General features: G+C 48.2%; 11 protein-coding genes. 3 read left to right on the top strand and 8 right to left on the bottom strand.

The window, feature by feature from the left end; genetic code table 11:
• Positions 1 to 47: 47 nt before the first annotated feature.
• On the top strand, positions 48 to 1,541 hold the full coding sequence (locus HGO26_RS14415; protein WP_168825999.1) for a Na+/H+ antiporter NhaC family protein: 1,494 nt from the start codon (positions 48 to 50) through the stop codon (positions 1,539 to 1,541).
• Positions 1,542 to 1,622: 81 nt separating this feature from the next.
• A complete protein-coding gene (locus tag HGO26_RS14410; RefSeq protein WP_168825998.1) occupies positions 1,623 to 1,976 on the top strand; it encodes a RidA family protein in 354 nt (117 codons plus the stop codon).
• 162 nt (positions 1,977 to 2,138) lie between these two features.
• Here the strand turns inward: HGO26_RS14410 and HGO26_RS14405 are convergent, their stop codons facing one another.
• The gene (locus HGO26_RS14405; RefSeq protein WP_168825997.1) at positions 2,139 to 2,480 is read right to left on the bottom strand and encodes a hypothetical protein; all 342 of its coding nucleotides are present in this window, start codon (positions 2,478 to 2,480) and stop codon (positions 2,139 to 2,141) included.
• 13 nt (positions 2,481 to 2,493) lie between these two features.
• Positions 2,494 to 2,766, bottom strand: coding sequence for a Rho-binding antiterminator (locus HGO26_RS14400; protein ID WP_105251101.1), 273 nt, complete (start codon positions 2,764 to 2,766; stop codon positions 2,494 to 2,496).
• A 218-nt stretch (positions 2,767 to 2,984) separates the two neighbouring features.
• On the opposite strand from HGO26_RS14400, the gene HGO26_RS14395 reads away from it, so the two are divergent.
• Positions 2,985 to 4,076: a branched-chain amino acid aminotransferase gene (locus HGO26_RS14395; protein WP_168825995.1), complete on the top strand. Its 1,092-nt coding sequence runs from the start codon at positions 2,985 to 2,987 to the stop codon at positions 4,074 to 4,076.
• An 85-nt stretch (positions 4,077 to 4,161) separates the two neighbouring features.
• On the opposite strand, the gene HGO26_RS14390 is transcribed toward HGO26_RS14395, so the two are convergent.
• The 6 genes from HGO26_RS14390 to HGO26_RS14365 all read right to left on the bottom strand — a co-directional run bounded on the left by HGO26_RS14390 (position 4,162) and on the right by HGO26_RS14365 (position 16,039).
• Positions 4,162 to 8,688 carry an EAL domain-containing protein gene (locus HGO26_RS14390; protein ID WP_168826083.1) on the bottom strand — a complete coding sequence of 1,509 codons (4,527 nt, stop codon included), beginning with the start codon at positions 8,686 to 8,688 and terminating at the stop codon, positions 4,162 to 4,164.
• A 371-nt stretch (positions 8,689 to 9,059) separates the two neighbouring features.
• A complete protein-coding gene (prpF, locus tag HGO26_RS14385; protein ID WP_168825993.1) occupies positions 9,060 to 10,268 on the bottom strand; it encodes a 2-methylaconitate cis-trans isomerase PrpF in 1,209 nt (402 codons plus the stop codon).
• Positions 10,269 to 10,361: 93 nt separating this feature from the next.
• Positions 10,362 to 12,965: a Fe/S-dependent 2-methylisocitrate dehydratase AcnD gene (acnD, locus tag HGO26_RS14380; RefSeq protein WP_168825992.1), complete on the bottom strand. Its 2,604-nt coding sequence runs from the start codon at positions 12,963 to 12,965 to the stop codon at positions 10,362 to 10,364.
• An 80-nt stretch (positions 12,966 to 13,045) separates the two neighbouring features.
• Positions 13,046 to 14,173 (bottom strand): bifunctional 2-methylcitrate synthase/citrate synthase, encoded by a 1,128-nt coding sequence (gene prpC, locus HGO26_RS14375; RefSeq protein ID WP_168825990.1) that lies wholly within the window; start codon positions 14,171 to 14,173, stop codon positions 13,046 to 13,048.
• A 167-nt stretch (positions 14,174 to 14,340) separates the two neighbouring features.
• The gene (prpB, locus tag HGO26_RS14370; RefSeq protein WP_006084450.1) at positions 14,341 to 15,219 is read right to left on the bottom strand and encodes a methylisocitrate lyase; all 879 of its coding nucleotides are present in this window, start codon (positions 15,217 to 15,219) and stop codon (positions 14,341 to 14,343) included.
• 52 nt (positions 15,220 to 15,271) lie between these two features.
• On the bottom strand, positions 15,272 to 16,039 hold the full coding sequence (locus HGO26_RS14365) for a GntR family transcriptional regulator (RefSeq protein ID WP_168825988.1): 768 nt from the start codon (positions 16,037 to 16,039) through the stop codon (positions 15,272 to 15,274).
• Between the last annotated feature and the right edge of the window lie 320 nt (positions 16,040 to 16,359).

The following is a 16,359-nucleotide window of genomic DNA, read 5'->3' as shown; positions in this document are numbered from 1 at the left end:
TATTAACTCGTTAGTATTCTTGGTTTTATTTTTTATCGGAATGGTCCATGTCGCCTAGTTTGCTCGCCATACTCCCGCTACTGTTGACCTTAACTTTAGCGCTATTTTTACGCCGCACGCTGGTGGCGTTAGGTGTAGGTATTGTCTCTGGTGCCCTATTAATCGCCCAATTTGATCCTCTGCAAACTGGGTTGTATTTGCTTGATATCGGTGTAAAACAATTTTATGCCCAAGGTGTTTGGCAAGCGTGGCATCTCAATGTGCTGTTCGCCATGTTATTGCTCGGTAGCATGACGCAATTGTTAGCACGTGGCGGTGCCGTGGGGCAGTTTGGTGATTGGCTGTATAGCCGTATTCGTACTGAACGTCAGGCGCGTCTTGGGGTCGTATTTCTCGGTTGGTTAGTGTTTATCGATGGGATTTTCAGTTGTCTTGCTGTCGGCCATGTGTGTCAGCCGCTCAGCCAGCGTTATGGTATTCGCCATGAGCAGCTCGCCTATTTAGTTGATTCCAATGCTTCGCCTTTATGTGCGCTATTGCCTTTCTCCAGTTGGGGCCCCTATGTGATGGCGCTTATCGCGGGGATCAGCTTTTTGCCCGTGTCGCCGCTGGAAGCCTTTATTGAGGTGGCCTTATTTAACTTTTACGCCATAGTGACCTTAGGCTTGTCCGTACTCGTCGCTTGGTATGGCGTAGGTTTTCACTCTTTTGTTGCTGTTACTGCTGTGGAATCCTCCAATACGGTCGAGGTTAAGGGAAATCCTTGGCTGCTCGCAATCCCTATGCTGACTCTGCTGTCTGCTTCAGTGGGATTAACTTTGTGGTCTGGGGCTCAGCAGGTCTCTTCTTGGGATGTGTCACTTTGGCTTGCTAAGGCTGATATTGGCGCTTCTATGCGCGATGCTTGTTTGTTGGCAACCTTAGTCACTCTTGCCATGTTATGCTTGTCTGGGCGACGTTTAACGGCGTTAGTGGGGGATTTGAGCTACGGAGTTCGCATGATCGCCTTCGCCATTGCGATTTTACTCTGCACTTGGATGATTGGCGCTGTGATCCAAGATCTTGGCGTCGCTAAATTGTTGGCTGCTTGGGCTAAGGCTTATCTTTCCCCGCACCTGCTGGTAGCGGGAATGTTTTTACTCTGCGCGATAATGGCTTTTGCGACGGGTTCAAGTTGGGGAACATTTGCAATTATGATCCCGATTGGCGCAGAGATTGCCCATAACTTAGATCCTCATTTGTTGTTACCTGTACTGAGCGCTGTGATGGCGGGGTCGGTTTTTGGCGATCACTGCTCGCCCATTTCAGATACCAGCGTGCTCAGTGCGACCAGCTCAGGTTGCGCTCCCCATGACCATGTGGTGACTCAGTTGCCCTTTGCTTTGATCGCGGCATGCGCAGCATTAGTCGGATTTCAATTAGTCAATTTTGCCGTGGCGACGCCGTTAGTGTGGCTGGCCGTGGTGAGCTGTAGTCTAGGATTATTTGTCTTGATGGCACGTTTTTATTCACCTTTGCCCAGATTCGTGGCGCAGACATAAAGCCAGTTTATCGCTAAAATGGCCGATTCGGTTCTTGCTGAGCCATTTATTTAAGTGCATCTGATTTAAGAGATTATCAATATGAGTATTACCCGTGTAGATGTCGGTACCCGCATGAGCAGTATAGTGATCCACCAAGGTACTGTGTATCTGTGTGGTCAAGTGGCGAAGGACAAGTATCAAGGCATCACCGAGCAAACTGTCACTATGCTTGAGGAGGTCGATACCTTGTTAGCGCAGGCGGGGAGTTCGCGTGAGCATTTACTGTCAGTGACTATTTATCTGAAAGATATGGGTGATTATGATGCGATGAATGCGGTATGGGATGCTTGGGTGCCTAAAGGCCATGCGCCAGCCCGCGCTTGTGTGCAAGCCGCTATTGCCGAGCCAGAATATTTGGTTGAAGTTTCTGTGATTGCGGCGGTTGCGGTTTAAGCGCTAAGCTATTTTTCGTCCCGTTAAGAAGCCTGTTTCGATCCCTATTTCGAATCCTGTCACCGAGTGTCATGACTCGGTGAAGCTTTTCCGCAATACACCTCGCTAACTAAGCCTGTATTGTTCAGCAGGTCCACTCTCTTCTAACAAAACCCTTTAGCTTTAACCTAATAAGTATTCCATTAAATGTGCAGGGACAAGCGGCGGATGATCCCCATATTGTTCTGAGAGTGCGGTGGCGATAGTCTCAATATCTTGTTGGGCTAGGCCTTGTTCGATAATGGCAAACGCCCAAGGAGCCTCGGTTTTGAGTTTGAGGAAATAAGGCGTTTCGACAAATTGTGCGAGTGAGTAAGCGAAGCCTCCTAAACCATGCCCCCAACCTTCGCTGACCTGAAAGGGTCTATCCAGATGCGCCATATCAAATTCAATGAGATGGGGGTATTGGCCGTTATGCCCACCGATCCAGTGACCGATTTCAACCGATAAAATCATAGTTGCCATGTTATATCCTTTGCTAGGGTTGCTTGGCCGCAATGAGTACTCGGCTAAATTCAGCATTAGGCTCGAGGGGGGTGATGGCGGCGATATGGTCGAGTCTAAGGGATTGTTTAGTTTGTTGCAGTTGGATGATAAGCCACTCAGTTTTGTCGGCTCTTGTCTGCGTGGTGATAGCTTTACCTTGGCATTGGGTGCCATCAATAAGCTCAATGTTGAGTTGATAACCACGCAGACAGGCGAGTTCGAGATAGTCGTAGTGGGCGCAGGGGATCATTTTATAATCTGACATTGGATCATCTCATTGGGAGTTCGACCCTATTGTGGCAAAAATACTTGCCATTGGCATTATTGTGGATTGTTTTATCCTGTCTCTGAGGCCGTGTGAAAAGTTGAACCAAGCGTGTTAGCGAGTTTTTTATTTGCTTAGACCTTTAGATATGCGCGCCCCTCTTGACTTTATTCCTGTCGCTCCCTAGTCTGCTTGTTCAGTAATCAAGGTGGTATGCGATGGAAATAACCTACAATTTAAAACCTGCGTCCGAGCGCCGTACTGAGCAATTCAAGCCCGAGGGGAATGTGGGCTTTGGTAGACTCAGAACCGATCATATGTTTTTGATGGATTATCATGATGGACAATGGTGCGATCCGCGCATCGTTCCTTATGGACCATTTGAAATGGCACCGGGTGCAATGGCGTTGCATTATGGCCAGTCGATCTTCGAAGGCGCGAAAGCCTTTATGCACGAAGATGGCGAGATTTATACTTTCCGCATTAATAAGAATGCCGAGCGGATGAATCGCTCCGCCGATATCGTTTGTATTCCTAATATCGATGAACAAATGCAGATGGATGCGATCAATGCGTTGATTGATGTCGATCGCCTGTGGTTCCCGATGCAAGAAGGCGCGTGTCTGTATATTCGTCCTTTTATTTTTGCGACCGAAGACCGCCTCTCTGTGAGCCCAAGTTCGCGTTATACCTTCTGTGTCGTGTTAAGCCCAAGTGGCGCTTATTACGCGGCTGGCGTGAACAAAGGCATACGCTTGCTGATCAGCAAAACTTTCCATCGTGCAGTATCGGGTGGCACTGGCGCCTCAAAAGCTGCGGGTAACTATGCGGCTTCGTTGCGTGCGGGTAAAGCGGCGGCAGCCTTTGGTGCATCGCAAGTGTTATATCTCGATTCAACCAATCAACAGATTGAAGAAGCGGGCGCGATGAATCATTTCCACATTCTGAAAGATGGCACTGTGATTATTCCAACCTTCACAGATACTATTTTGAAGTCGATCACCTCGCAATCTATTATGGAATTGGGAGATATGCTCGGTTGTGAAGTGCGCCAAGAGACTGTCATGCTTGATAAATTTATCGCTGATATTGAATCTGGTGAAATTGTCGAGGCTGGTGGTTTTGGGACGGCGGCCGTGGTTTCTGCTGTAGGCTCCTACATTTTTGAAGATGGCCATGTTGTCACTGTCGGTAATGGTGAAGTGGGCGAGCATGTTCAGCGCATCTATAAACTGTATACCGAAATCCAAAAGGGCCATATTAAAGGTCCTGAAGGTTGGGTTAAGCGTGTTGAACGTTTAGCAAAGTAAGGAATTTGTGGTGATGTTTAAAGGCTCCTAGGAGCCTTTTTTATTGGCTGAATTTTGCGATGACATTTGTAGACTTCGCCTTAAATCAAAGTGGCTGTGGCTTAGATTGATTTTTGAGTAAGGTTAAACAATCTTCGGCATTTAAGGGTTTACTCAGTAAAAAACCTTGTACTTGATCGCAACCCTGCATCGCCAAGAAGTTGAGCTGTTCTTGGGTCTCTACGCCTTCGGCGACGACATTCAGTTCTAAGCTGTGAGCGAGGGCAATAATGGCGCTGGTGATGGCGGCATCGTCGGGATCGTTGGTGATGTCTCTGACAAATTCTCGATCGATTTTGAGTGTGTCTATCGGGAAGCGTTTGAGATAGCTTAGGCTCGAATAACCCGTACCAAAATCATCCACGGCTATGGTCAATCCTAGGGCCTTGAGTTTAGATAGGATGCTGACCGATTCCTGCGGATTGCCCATGATCATTGATTCAGTAAGCTCAAGCTCAAGGGATTGAGCCGGGAGACCTGATACGGCTAAAGCAACTTCGATGGTGGAGATAATGTCCGCTTTCAGTTGGCGAGCCGATAGGTTGACGGCGATAGTGATCCCGTTAAATCCTAGGCTATTCCATTCGGCTAATTGCTGGCAGGCGTGGTTGATCACCCAATGGCCAATTTGGGTGATGATGCCGGTTTCTTCCGCCAGTGGAATAAACTCGACGGGGGAAATGGGGCCAAGTTCAGTGTGATACCAACGTAAAAGTGCTTCCAGTCCTGTGAGTGAACCATCTCGTAAACAGAATTTAGGTTGATAAACCAAGCTTAGTTCTTTGCGTTGGATAGCTTCCTTTAAACCACTTTCGAGTTGTACATGACGGGTGGCGATTTCATTTAACTTAGAGGTATAAAACTGAAAGTTATTTCGACCTGATGATTTTGCGTGGTACATGGCGGTATCGGCAAATTTAATCAGTGAGTCGGCATTGTCCGCATCGTTAGGGTATAAGCTGATACCTATTGAGGTCGAAATGGTCAGCGTTTTATCGTCCAATAGGAAGGGCGTTTGGAATGCTCTGAGTACTTTTTCTGAGATCAGGGTTGCGGCTTTTGTTTTCGCAACACCTTCTAAAATAATAGTAAATTCATCGCCACCTAAGCGTGCGACAGTATCGCCATCACGCACTGCATTTTGCAGTCGTCTTGCCACGGCTTTCAGTAACAAATCCCCGACATGATGACCCATAGAGTCGTTGATATGTTTAAAGCGGTCGAGGTCTAAGAACAGCAAGGCAACGATATTATTCGCTCTGTGCGCTTGAGTAATCGCGTGATTGAGCCTGTCTTGAAATAAGGTTCGGTTCGGTAAGCCAGTTAATGTGTCGAAGCTGGCGAGGAAACGCAGATCTTCTTCGGCTTTTTTCCGCTCTGTGATGTCGGTAAATACAGCAACGAAGTGACTGGTTTCGCCTTTGATATCGATCACTTGGTTGATTTCAAGCCAGACTAAAATGGCCTGACGTTGTTTATTGCGGATCCACAGTTCTCCGACCCAATGTTTGTGACGCAGTAGCTGTTGTTCAATTGTATTGAACAACTCCCGCTGTTGGCGACTAAAGGCTAAGTGAATGAAATGCCTGTCGGTTATTTGGCGTTCTGTGTACCCTGTAATGGCACAAAATGCTGGGTTGACCGAACGAATTCGATAATTTAATCCTCCCACTACAACGGCTTCGTTCATACTGTTGAGCACTTGTGATGACAGTACCAACTCGTTTTCAATCAGTTTGCGTGAGGTAATGTTGCGGTTGGTCCCTGTCATGCGGATCGGATTATCTAGGCTATCTTTTTCCACCACTTTACCGCGGTCTAAAATCCATACCCAATTACCGGGGGAGCGTTCGACTCGGTACTCTGCTTCGAAGAAAGGCGAACGACCTTGAAGGTGTTCGTTAAGCTCAAATTTGAATCTTTCCCTATCCTCTGAGTGCATGCTCTCATGGGCTATATTGCTGCTATTCCAATGGGGGACTGAAGAATCCATATTGGTACGATAGACTCGATTTTCTGGTATGTTCCAGTCCCACATGCCATCGCCAGAGGCCCAAAGTGCAAGTTTGAGTCGCTCCTCTGAGGCGCGGATACTGGTTTCAAATTCGCGCTGTTGCTGACGTTTCCTTTTACGCCAGATAATGATCCAAGCCAACAGCCATAGAGAGAGCAAGCTGTAGAGGGCGTAGGCGAACTGAGTTCGATAGAAGGGCGCTTGTACATGAAGATCGACAGAAAGGGCGTAGTCACCTTGAGTGTTGTATTGCAGCCCATGGCGAACATGCAGTTGGTAGTGACCAGGATTAATATTGGTGAAAGTGATTTCATTACCTGTGGGGAGCTCATGCCACTCGTTATCAAATCCCTCAAGAAAATAGCTGAAGCGGTTTTTACCCGTATAGCTGAAATCCAATGAGGTCACCTCAAAACTGATCAGCTGATCGCTATAGTCCATTACTATACTAGGTGGATGGCTCAAATCGAGAATAGTGTGCCCTTTACCCGCAATACTATAGCCAGTGAGTGCGACTTTAACATCGGGTCGTTGATCTGGAATTGACTTTGGATTGAAACGATTTATGCCATTAATGCCACCAAACCAGAGATCGCCATCGCTGTCTTCAAGTTTTACGCCACCGTTAAATTCCAGTGCTTGTAGCCCTTCTTGCTCGTTAAATATGATGACACGATTGGTTTTAGGATTGAGCTTTCCTATCCCCGCATTACTACTAAACCAAATGTTGTGTTCTTGATCCTCGAGTAAGGCATAGATGGTATCACTTGGTAATCCCTGATTGCGGGTATAGTGGCTAAAACTTGCATCAGTCTCTTGGGACGGTAACTTGCTGATCCCACCATGGGTGGCAAACCATACCTCGCCCGACTTTGTGACTAAAATATCGCGGACACGGTTGTTGATCAGGCTGTTTTTGTCTGAGGATTGATGGAAGTAGGATTTACCTGTGCCTATTTTCATATCCAGTTTAAGTAGGCCATCGAGAGTACCTATCCATAGCGTGTCTTTGTGTGTTCTGAGGATTAAAAACTGGTTTTGTGCCGGATAGAAATTATCAATATGTGCTAATGAGATAAAAGTAAATTCATCGGTATCTATCGCCTTACGGTAGAGGGCATTGGTTGTTGCCACCCAGAGGTGACCTTGCTCATCAATATCTAAACTACGGATATAATTGGTTTCTGCGCCTTGATCAGTGCGTTCTGTCACCTTGAGTAACTGGAAGTGGCCATCTAGCGCCAGTCGACCTAGCCCATAGTTAGTGGCAAACCAAAGCACGCCATTTTTGTCTTGGTCTATATCTCGCAGGATAAGATTCAAGTTGCGTTGATGCATCCCTAAGGCGTTAGCAAAGAGCTCCGTGTAGTGTTCATATTTTCCATTGGCCAACATGCGTTTAAGCCCAGCACCTTCGGTTCCTATCCATAGCGCATTATCTTGGCTGCGGAACAAGGTGCGAATGTTGTTACTTTGTTGCGACAGGTTAGGGGTGGATTCGTAAATATGCTGAAAATACTGACGACGGGTATTAATTTTATCTAGACCAGAATAACTGGCACCTAACCATAAATTGCCAAAGGGATCTTGCAGTAAGCTCAGCATGTTATTTTCACTGATACTGTTGGTACGCTTAGGATCATACCTGTGGTAGGTCGCAGTAAATGCCTTATCGTTTCTCTCGAGTTGAATAAGACCGGCTTCTGGCCCAACAACCCAAAAGTCACCCTGCTCAGTTTGGATAAAATCTTTAATGTAAGGCACATTATCGTCTGTCTGCCAGAGGATTTCGCCCTGTTGTGACGCCAAGTTGTAATGCCATAATTGCCCACCCAGAGCTAAAGTGATCGCATTAGCGGAATGTGCCCTAATTTGATGTGCAGTGAGATTCTGCGGGACATTTAAGCGAGTAATAGTATTGGCACTGACAGCAAAGGTGCCGCTATCTTGTGTTCCTGCCAGCAGGTAAGTGTCTTCAACATTGGCTAAGCTGGTGATGTGGGGTTGAACACTATTACCTAAGTTCACTTGGGTAATGCGTTTGGTTTTGGTCGATAGGGAAAATAGTCCTGCTTTAGTACCAATCCAGAGTGTATTGCCTACAACGCTGAGTTTGGTTGTGCGTGGATCGGTAAGCCCTTGTTCTTGGCCAAAGTGTTCAAAGGTCCCTGTGCTCAAATCGAGTCGATTTACCCCTTGGCTGAAAGTCGAAACCCAGATATTACCTTCTGAGTCTTGAATAATGTCAGAGACATAGCTCTCAGAAATACTCCTCGGATCATTGGGTGAATGGGGGAAAATATTGAAGCTGTGACCGTTATAAGCATGCAAACCATCTTGAGTGCCAATCCATAACATACCTGCATTGTCCATAAACAGGCTGGTAATCGTATTTTGGGTAAGGCCATCTTCACTGCGAATATGTTCAAATTTGAGCTGTGTGGAAGCCGCGCTCAATGGTTGAGCTAATCCATTGCACGAGATCCCCCACAAACTTAGGATAAAAAGCGTACTAAATATTAGCTTGTGGATTAGTTGACTCAAATTTTCCCCTACCAAAAACGGACCCATCCTGATTAGGTTTCTATTTAGTTTAGTTCTTAGCCTAGACCTTACATGCCATTTTGCTGTAAAAATGCGACTTAAATTGCTGACTTGGTTTAAAAATAACCAAAATCGATGGGCACGATTCTGTAATAGATCATGCAATATATTAACTGTACCGTTTTACTGCCAATATTCTTTTTATGACGAGTTTGTATTCTGGCGTTTTTGCTAAAGGATCTTAGCATTGTTTCAGGTATGTCAACATATCATGCTAAGACAAATACGGGCGAAGCAGATTAAAATGATGGGCGAGAATAGAAAAAAGACCTTGCCGGAAGGGGGAGAAGCAAGGTCTTTGGTTGAACTGTTTTACTTAGATAAAGTTACGCAGCGGGCACCCGCACAAAACCTTCCATCAGCACGCGGGCGCTGCGGCTCATAATGGCTTTGACAACCGTCCATTCTCCATTCACTAAGTTTGCCTCAGCGCCAACGCGCAAGGTGCCTGAGGGATGACCGAAACGTACAGCATCTATCGTTTTGTGAGTGTCTCCGCCTGCGGCTAAGTTGACTAAAGTGCCGGGAATTGCCGCCGCCGTACCAATCGCAACGGCAGCCGTGCCCATCATTGCGTGGTGCAGTTTGCCCATAGACAAGGCGCGTACCAGTAGGTCAATTTCATCTGCATTGACGGTTTTGCCGCTCGATGACACATAGGCTTTAGGTTTAGCGACAAAGGCGATCTTAGGCGTGTGTTGGCGTGCAACTGCTTCATCAATATGCGAAATCAAGCCCATACGCACGGCGCCATAGGCGCGAATGGTTTCAAATTTGGCAAGGGTGGCATTGTCACTATTAATATCATCCTGTAGCTCAGTGCCTGTGTAGCCTAAGTCTTCTGCGTTGATAAAAATGGTGGGAATGCCCGCGTTGATCATAGTAGCGTTAAAGTTGCCAATGCCCGGCACTTCTAGCACATCGACAAGATTGCCCGTAGGGAACATGTTGCCACCGCCACTGCTGGCATCCTCATCGGCAGCCGGGTTCATAAACTCGATTTGCACTTCGGCGGCAGGAAAGGTCACACCATCGAGCTCAAAATCACCGGTTTCTTGCACTTCACCCTTGGTGATGGGCACATGGGCGATAATCGTTTTGCCTATGTTGGCTTGCCAAATTCGGACTGTACAGACGCCATTGTGTGGAATACGGGCCGTATCAATTAAGCCATTGCTGATGGCAAAGGCACCGACAGCGGCGGTCAAGTTGCCACAGTTACCGCTCCAATCGACAAAAGGTTTATCGATCGCCACTTGGCCGAAGAGGTAATCGACATCGTGATCGGTTTGGGTGCTAGGGGAGAGGATCACGGCTTTGCTGGTGCTCGAGGTGGCTCCACCCATGCCATCGATTTGTTTACCGTAAGCGTCTGGGCTGCCTATCACTCGTAGTAACAAGGCATCACGTGCAGGACCTGCAACTTGTGCGGCTTTAGGTAAATCCTGCAGACGGAAAAACACGCCCTTGCTGGTGCCGCCGCGCATATAAGTCGCGGCGACTTTGATTTGTGGCGGGAAAAAATTCTTACTCATGCTATTAACTCCAAGGGGAATAGCGATACAGGTTAGCGTTGCTATCAAAGGTGGCGATTCACGTGTGGAGTCGCCACCTGTTGAAAGCGAGTTTTACTTCAGATTCGACTCTAAAAAGTCCTGAGCAAAACGCTGCAATACGCCGCCGGCCTCGTAGATAGACACTTCTTCGGCGGTATCGAGACGACATGTGACTGGCACTTCGATGCGCTCCCCGTTTTTACGGGTGATAACGACAGTTAAGTCTGCTCTTGGCGCTGGAATGCCGAGCACATCGAACACTTCGGTGCCGTCTATACCATAGGTGGCGCGGTTGTCACCGGCTTTAAATTCCAGTGGCAACACGCCCATACCGACTAAGTTAGTGCGATGAATACGCTCGAAACCTTCGGCAACAATGGCCTCAACCCCCGCTAAACGCACGCCTTTGGCGGCCCAGTCACGGGACGAACCTTGGCCGTAATCTGCGCCCGCTATGATGATCAGCGGCTGCTTACGTTCCATATAGGTTTCAATCGCTTCCCACATACGGGTCACTTGGCCTTCTGGCTCGATACGCGTCAGTGAGCCTTGTTGTACTTTGCCATCAACCAGCACCATTTCGTTTTTAAGCTTGGGATTGGCAAAGGTGGCGCGCTGGGCGGTTAAGTGATCCCCCCTGTGGGTGGCGTAGGAGTTAAAGTCTTCCTCCGGCAAGCCCATCTTGTGCAGGTATTCGCCCGCGGCGCTGTCCATCATAATGGCGTTCGACGGCGATAAATGGTCGGTGGTGATGTTGTCACCCAGCACCGCCAGTGGTCGCATGCCTTTTAACGTGCGCTCTCCGGCCAATGCGCCTTCCCAGTAAGGAGGGCGACGAATATAAGTAGATTGCGGGCGCCAATCGTACAGCGGGCTGATTTGTTCGCCATAATCGACGGCTAAATCAAACATGGGTTCGTACACTTTACGGAACTGCTCAGGTTTAACACTTTTGGCAATCACGGCATCGATTTCTTCATCCGATGGCCAAATGTCGATAAGTTTGACTGGGTTGCCGTCTTTATCTAATCCCAACACATCTTTTTCGATATCGAAACGTATGGTGCCGGCAATTGCGTAGGCGACGACCAATGGCGGCGATGCTAAGAAAGCTTGTTTGGCATAGGGGTGAATACGGCCATCGAAGTTACGGTTACCCGATAACACAGCGGTGGCGTACAAGTCGCGGTCGATCACTTCTTTTTGAATCACAGGATCCAGCGCGCCGCTCATGCCGTTACACGTCGTGCAGGCAAATCCAACAATCCCAAAACCGAGTTGTTCAAGTTCAGGCAATAGCTTGGCTTCTTCCAAATACAACTGCACAGCTTTTGAGCCGGGGGCGAGTGAGGTTTTGACCCAAGGTTTGCGGCTTAAGCCTTTAGCGTTGGCGTTGCGGGCAATGAGACCTGCGGCAATCACGTTGCGTGGGTTACTAGTATTAGTACAGCTGGTAATCGCCGCGATAATCACAGCGCCATCGGGCATTAAGCCGGGCTCGTTTTCGACTACGCCGCTAATTCCGCGCTCAGCCAATTCTGATGTTGGCACCCGTGCATGTGGGTTTGATGGCCCTGCAATGGTGCGCACCACCGAAGATAAATCAAAATGCAGTACGCGTGGATAGTGCACTTCGGTCAAGCTGTCGGCCCACAAACCTGCGGTTTTGGCATAGGTTTCAACCAGTTTAACTTGCTCGGCTTCGCGGCCCGTTAAGGTCAAATAATCTAAGGTTTGCTGGTCGATGTAGAACATGGCCGCAGTGGCGCCAAATTCAGGTGTCATATTCGAAATCGTGGCGCGATCGCCTAATGTCAGCGCCGCTGCGCCTTCACCGAAGAACTCTAAGTAAGAAGAGACGACTTTTTGTGCGCGTAGAAACTCGGTCAAGGCTAATACGATATCGGTAGCCGTAATGCCAGGCTGCGGCCTGCCCGTGAGCTTCACACCGATAATGTCCGGTAGACGCATATAGGATGCGCGGCCCAGCATCACGCTTTCGGCTTCTAAGCCGCCGACACCTATGGCGATAACGCCGAGCGCATCAACGTGCGGCGTGTGGCTATCGGTGCCGACTAAGGTATCGGGGAAGGCCACGCCATTGCGTGAATGCACCACAGGCGACATACGTTCTAAGTTAATTTGGTGCATGATGCCGTTACCCTGAGGGATAACATCAATGTTTTTAAAGGCTTTTTGCGTCCAATCAATAAAGTGGAATCTGTCTTCGTTGCGTCTATCTTCGATGGCGCGGTTTTTGGCAAAGGCGTCTTTATCAAAACCACCAAATTCGACAGCGAGTGAGTGATCCACAATTAATTGTGTTGGTACAACAGGGTTCACTTTGGCGGGATCGCCACCCTTAGCGGCAATAGCGTCACGCAGACCTGCAAGGTCAACTAAAGCGGTTTGCCCCAAAATATCATGGCACACCACGCGGGCAGGAAACCAAGGGAAATCCAGTTCTTGCTTAGATTCGATAATCTGTTTTAGCGAGTCGGTCAAAACGGCCGGATCGCAGCGACGGACTAAGTTTTCAGCTAAAACGCGCGAGGTGTAAGGCAGCTTGGCATACGAGCCAGCTTGAATGGTTTCTACGGCTTCGCGGGTATCGAAGTAATCGAGTTGAGTGCCGGGTAAGGGCTTGCGATATTGGGTATTCATAGCAGTGCTCATAACATCATCCATTTCGGAAAATGAAGTTGGCGCGAGACTTACATTGAGTGAAATCTCACGCCAAGTGTGGTCAATTTTGCTTAACGGTTGGCAATCGGTACCACTTTGCGCGGTGCAACGCCCACATAATCGGCACTCGGGCGGATGATGCGGTTGTTAGAGCGTTGCTCCATCACGTGCGCCGCCCAGCCTGTGATGCGTGAACACACGAAGATTGGCGTAAACAACTTAGTCGGAATATCCATGTAGTGGTAAGCGCTGGCATGGAAGAAGTCAGCATTACAGAAGAGTTTTTTCTGTTCCCACATCAGGGCTTCGCAGGCAACTGATACGCGGTATAGGCGGTCGTCACCGTTGGCAGCCGCCAGTTTTTCTGACCATTCTTTGATGATGGCGTTACGTGGATCGCTGTCGCGGTAAATTGCGTGGCCGAAGCCCATGATCTTATCTTTACGCTCGAGTTTGCCCATTAAGATGTCGCGCGCATCGGCTTCATCTTTCATATCTTGAATGAGTTCCATCGCCGCTTCGTTCGCGCCGCCATGCAGCGGGCCGCGCAGTGAACCAATCGCCCCAGTGACGCATGAATGCATATCTGACAAGGTTGAAGCGCATACGCGGGCGGTAAAGGTTGATGCGTTAAATTCATGTTCTGCATAAAGAATTAACGATACGTCCATCACTTTAGCATGCAGTGCCGACGGCGCTTTGCCATGTAATAAGTGGAGGAAGTGTGCGCCAATTTGATCGTCATCGGTTTCAGTATCGATACGCACGCCATCGTGGCTAAAACGATACCAGTAACAGATGATCGATGGGAATGCGGCGAGTAAACGGTCGGTAATTTCACTCTGTTCGCTAAAGCTGTGCTCGGCTTCTAAGTTGCCTAGCATAGAGCAGCCAGTACGCATCACATCCATAGAATGAGTGTCGGCGGGAATGCGCTCCAATACTTCTTTTAATGCTTGCGGCAGACCGCGAAGGCCTTTGAGTTTGGTTTTGTAGGCATCAAGCTGGGCTTGAGTGGGCAGCTCGCCGTAAAGAATAAGGTAGGCGACTTCTTCGAAGGTGGCATTTTCACCGAGATCTTTCACATCATAACCGCGGTACGTTAGGCCCGAGCCTGACACGCCCACTGTGCTCAATGCGGTTTCGCCTGCGCTCTGGCCACGTAATCCTGCACCGCTTAGTTTTTTAGCTTCTGACATAATCCTTCCCTTCCGTTAACTCTGTTTGGTTATTGCTGGCGGATTTCAGTGCTCATTTCAGAGCACTTATTCGCCGGCATTTATTGGTTAAGGCTGCACTTTTTATTTAATTTGTTTAACGCTAAATCTGTTTTAACGCCAAACCCTGTAGGGTTGCAGCTTTTCGGTTATTTATCTTGGCTGAACAGTTGATCTAACTTGTCTTCAAAGGCGTGGTAGCCCAAGTATTTATACAAGTCTTTACGGGTCTGCATAGTGTCTAGCACGTTGCGTTGATGACCATCATTCATCAGCGCTTGCATGACGTTCAGTGCGGCTTGGTTGGCTGCACGGAAAGTACCGAGTGGATAAAGCACCATGTCGGCGCCCGCCTCGGCGAGTTCTTCTTTATTGAACAATTGGGTTTGACCAAATTCAGTCATGTTCGCCAAAATCGGTGCTTTTACCTGTGCTTTAAAATGGCGATATTGGTCTAGCTCAGTTAAGGCTTCGGCGAAGATCATGTCGGCGCCGGCGGCGATATACGCTTGAGCACGTTCAATACCCGCTTCTAAACCTTCCACGGCGACCGCATCGGTACGCGCCATGATCACAAAGTTAGGATCGGTACGGGCATCGACGGCCGCTTTAATGCGATCGACCATTTCTTCAATGCTCACGACTGCTTTGTTGGGTCTGTGACCGCAACGCTTTTGCGACACTTGGTCTTCCATGTGCACAGCAGCGACGCCGATTTTTTCGAATTCTTTGATGGTACGAGCAATGTTGAATGCGCCGCCCCAGCCAGTATCGATATCTACCAATAAAGGCACCTGCGTGGCGGAGGTGATGCGGCCGGCATCAATCAGCACGTCATTCATTGAGGTCATGCCCAAGTCAGGCAAACCGTAGGAAGCATTGGCAACGCCAGCGCCCGAAAGATACAAGGCTTGGAAGCCAGTTTGCTCTGCCATTAAGGCAAAATAGGCATTGGTGGTACCAACGATTTGTAACGGTTTGGCCTTAGCAAGAGCTTGGCGAAAACGTAATCCTGCGCTTTGAGTCATGGTTTTATCCTTTTCCATTTTATGGGAAGTGGGCATATTGAGCCGTAAGAACTTAGCTAATGTTGGCTAAGGTTTCTTTTGCGGCTGCATTGGCTTGCAATTCAATTAAGCGTAATTCGGTATTTTTACGCCCTTGTTCTATATGGCGGCGCATCAGCAAACTGGCCAACTCACCATCGCGCTGGGCAATGGCTTCGACTATGCGTCTGTGCTCGGCAATCGCTTTCACGGGACGATTTTTATTAGTGCACTGGTAGCGGTACATACGTAGCAAGTGATACAGACCACCGACTAAGGTTTCCTGCAGATGCTTGTTACCGCTGGCTTGAATAATTTGGTAGTGGAAATCGACATCGCCTTCCTCTTGGAAGTAAGTATCACCCTTGGCGAGCGCCGCTTCTTGCGTTGCGAGCAGATCTTCTAGTTTGGCTAATTGTTCTGGGGTAATACGGCTGGCGGCGAGTTCGCAGGCCATGCCTTCAAGTACGCTACGTAGTTGATATAAATCGTTAAGTTCACTCACTGTTAGCTGGGCGACGCGGGCACCAACATGGGGCGCACGCACCACTAAACGTTGTCTTTCTAAGGTTTGCAGTGCTTCGCGGGTCGGGCCGCGGCTGATGCCGTATTTTTCGGCCAGTGCTTGCTCGTTAATCTTGCTGCCCGCAGGCAGTTCGCCCTTGATGATGCTGGTTTGGATCTGCACCAAAATTTGATCGGCTAATGTGGTCGACGTTTTATCTGCCGAGGTCGATTTGACCTTATGCAGGTGGGAAACTTGAGTGTCATCAGAAACGAACGTCGTGTCTTGCTTCAACATAGAGCGCATCACTATTAATAGGATTGTCGACAATGGGTAAAAAATAGCCCTCCCTTGGTGGATTGTCAACAATGTGTTTACTTAGACGTAAGTCTATATTTCAATGACTTTCTGTTTTTGCCATTGATTTTTATCATTTTATTTTTATTATCTCGTTATTAATATTTTATGTTATGAATGTTTAAATATTAAATTGTCAACAATGGCATGGTTTTAACCTTCCAACCTCGTTGCGGATGTTGATGGTTTTGGGGGAAATCGTCCAAATGCATTTGGCATGTTTATCCTTCGCGTTATGCTATGGGCGGAATGAGACATTT

Source organism: Shewanella oncorhynchi, from assembly GCF_012584455.1.
Taxonomy (GTDB): Bacteria; Pseudomonadota; Gammaproteobacteria; order Enterobacterales; family Shewanellaceae; genus Shewanella; species Shewanella oncorhynchi.
The sequence above is the reverse complement of the archived record's forward strand: the minus strand, read 5'-3'. Positions and strand labels throughout refer to the sequence as shown.

What these genes read in the sequence shown, in the direction of transcription:
- prpF (WP_168825993.1), bottom strand. Translation starts at nt 10,268, where the DNA reads ATGAGTAAGAATTTTTTCCCGCCACAAATCAAAGTCGCCGCGACTTAT.
- HGO26_RS14395 (WP_168825995.1), top strand. Translation starts at nt 2,985, where the DNA reads ATGGAAATAACCTACAATTTAAAACCTGCGTCCGAGCGCCGTACTGAG.
- acnD (WP_168825992.1), bottom strand. Translation starts at nt 12,965, where the DNA reads ATGAGCACTGCTATGAATACCCAATATCGCAAGCCCTTACCCGGCACT.
- prpB (WP_006084450.1), bottom strand. Translation starts at nt 15,219, where the DNA reads ATGACTCAAAGCGCAGGATTACGTTTTCGCCAAGCTCTTGCTAAGGCC.
- HGO26_RS14405 (WP_168825997.1), bottom strand. Translation starts at nt 2,480, where the DNA reads ATGGCAACTATGATTTTATCGGTTGAAATCGGTCACTGGATCGGTGGG.
- prpC (WP_168825990.1), bottom strand. Translation starts at nt 14,173, where the DNA reads ATGTCAGAAGCTAAAAAACTAAGCGGTGCAGGATTACGTGGCCAGAGC.
- HGO26_RS14365 (WP_168825988.1), bottom strand. Translation starts at nt 16,039, where the DNA reads ATGTTGAAGCAAGACACGACGTTCGTTTCTGATGACACTCAAGTTTCC.
- HGO26_RS14415 (WP_168825999.1), top strand. Translation starts at nt 48, where the DNA reads ATGTCGCCTAGTTTGCTCGCCATACTCCCGCTACTGTTGACCTTAACT.
- HGO26_RS14400 (WP_105251101.1), bottom strand. Translation starts at nt 2,766, where the DNA reads ATGTCAGATTATAAAATGATCCCCTGCGCCCACTACGACTATCTCGAA.
- HGO26_RS14410 (WP_168825998.1), top strand. Translation starts at nt 1,623, where the DNA reads ATGAGTATTACCCGTGTAGATGTCGGTACCCGCATGAGCAGTATAGTG.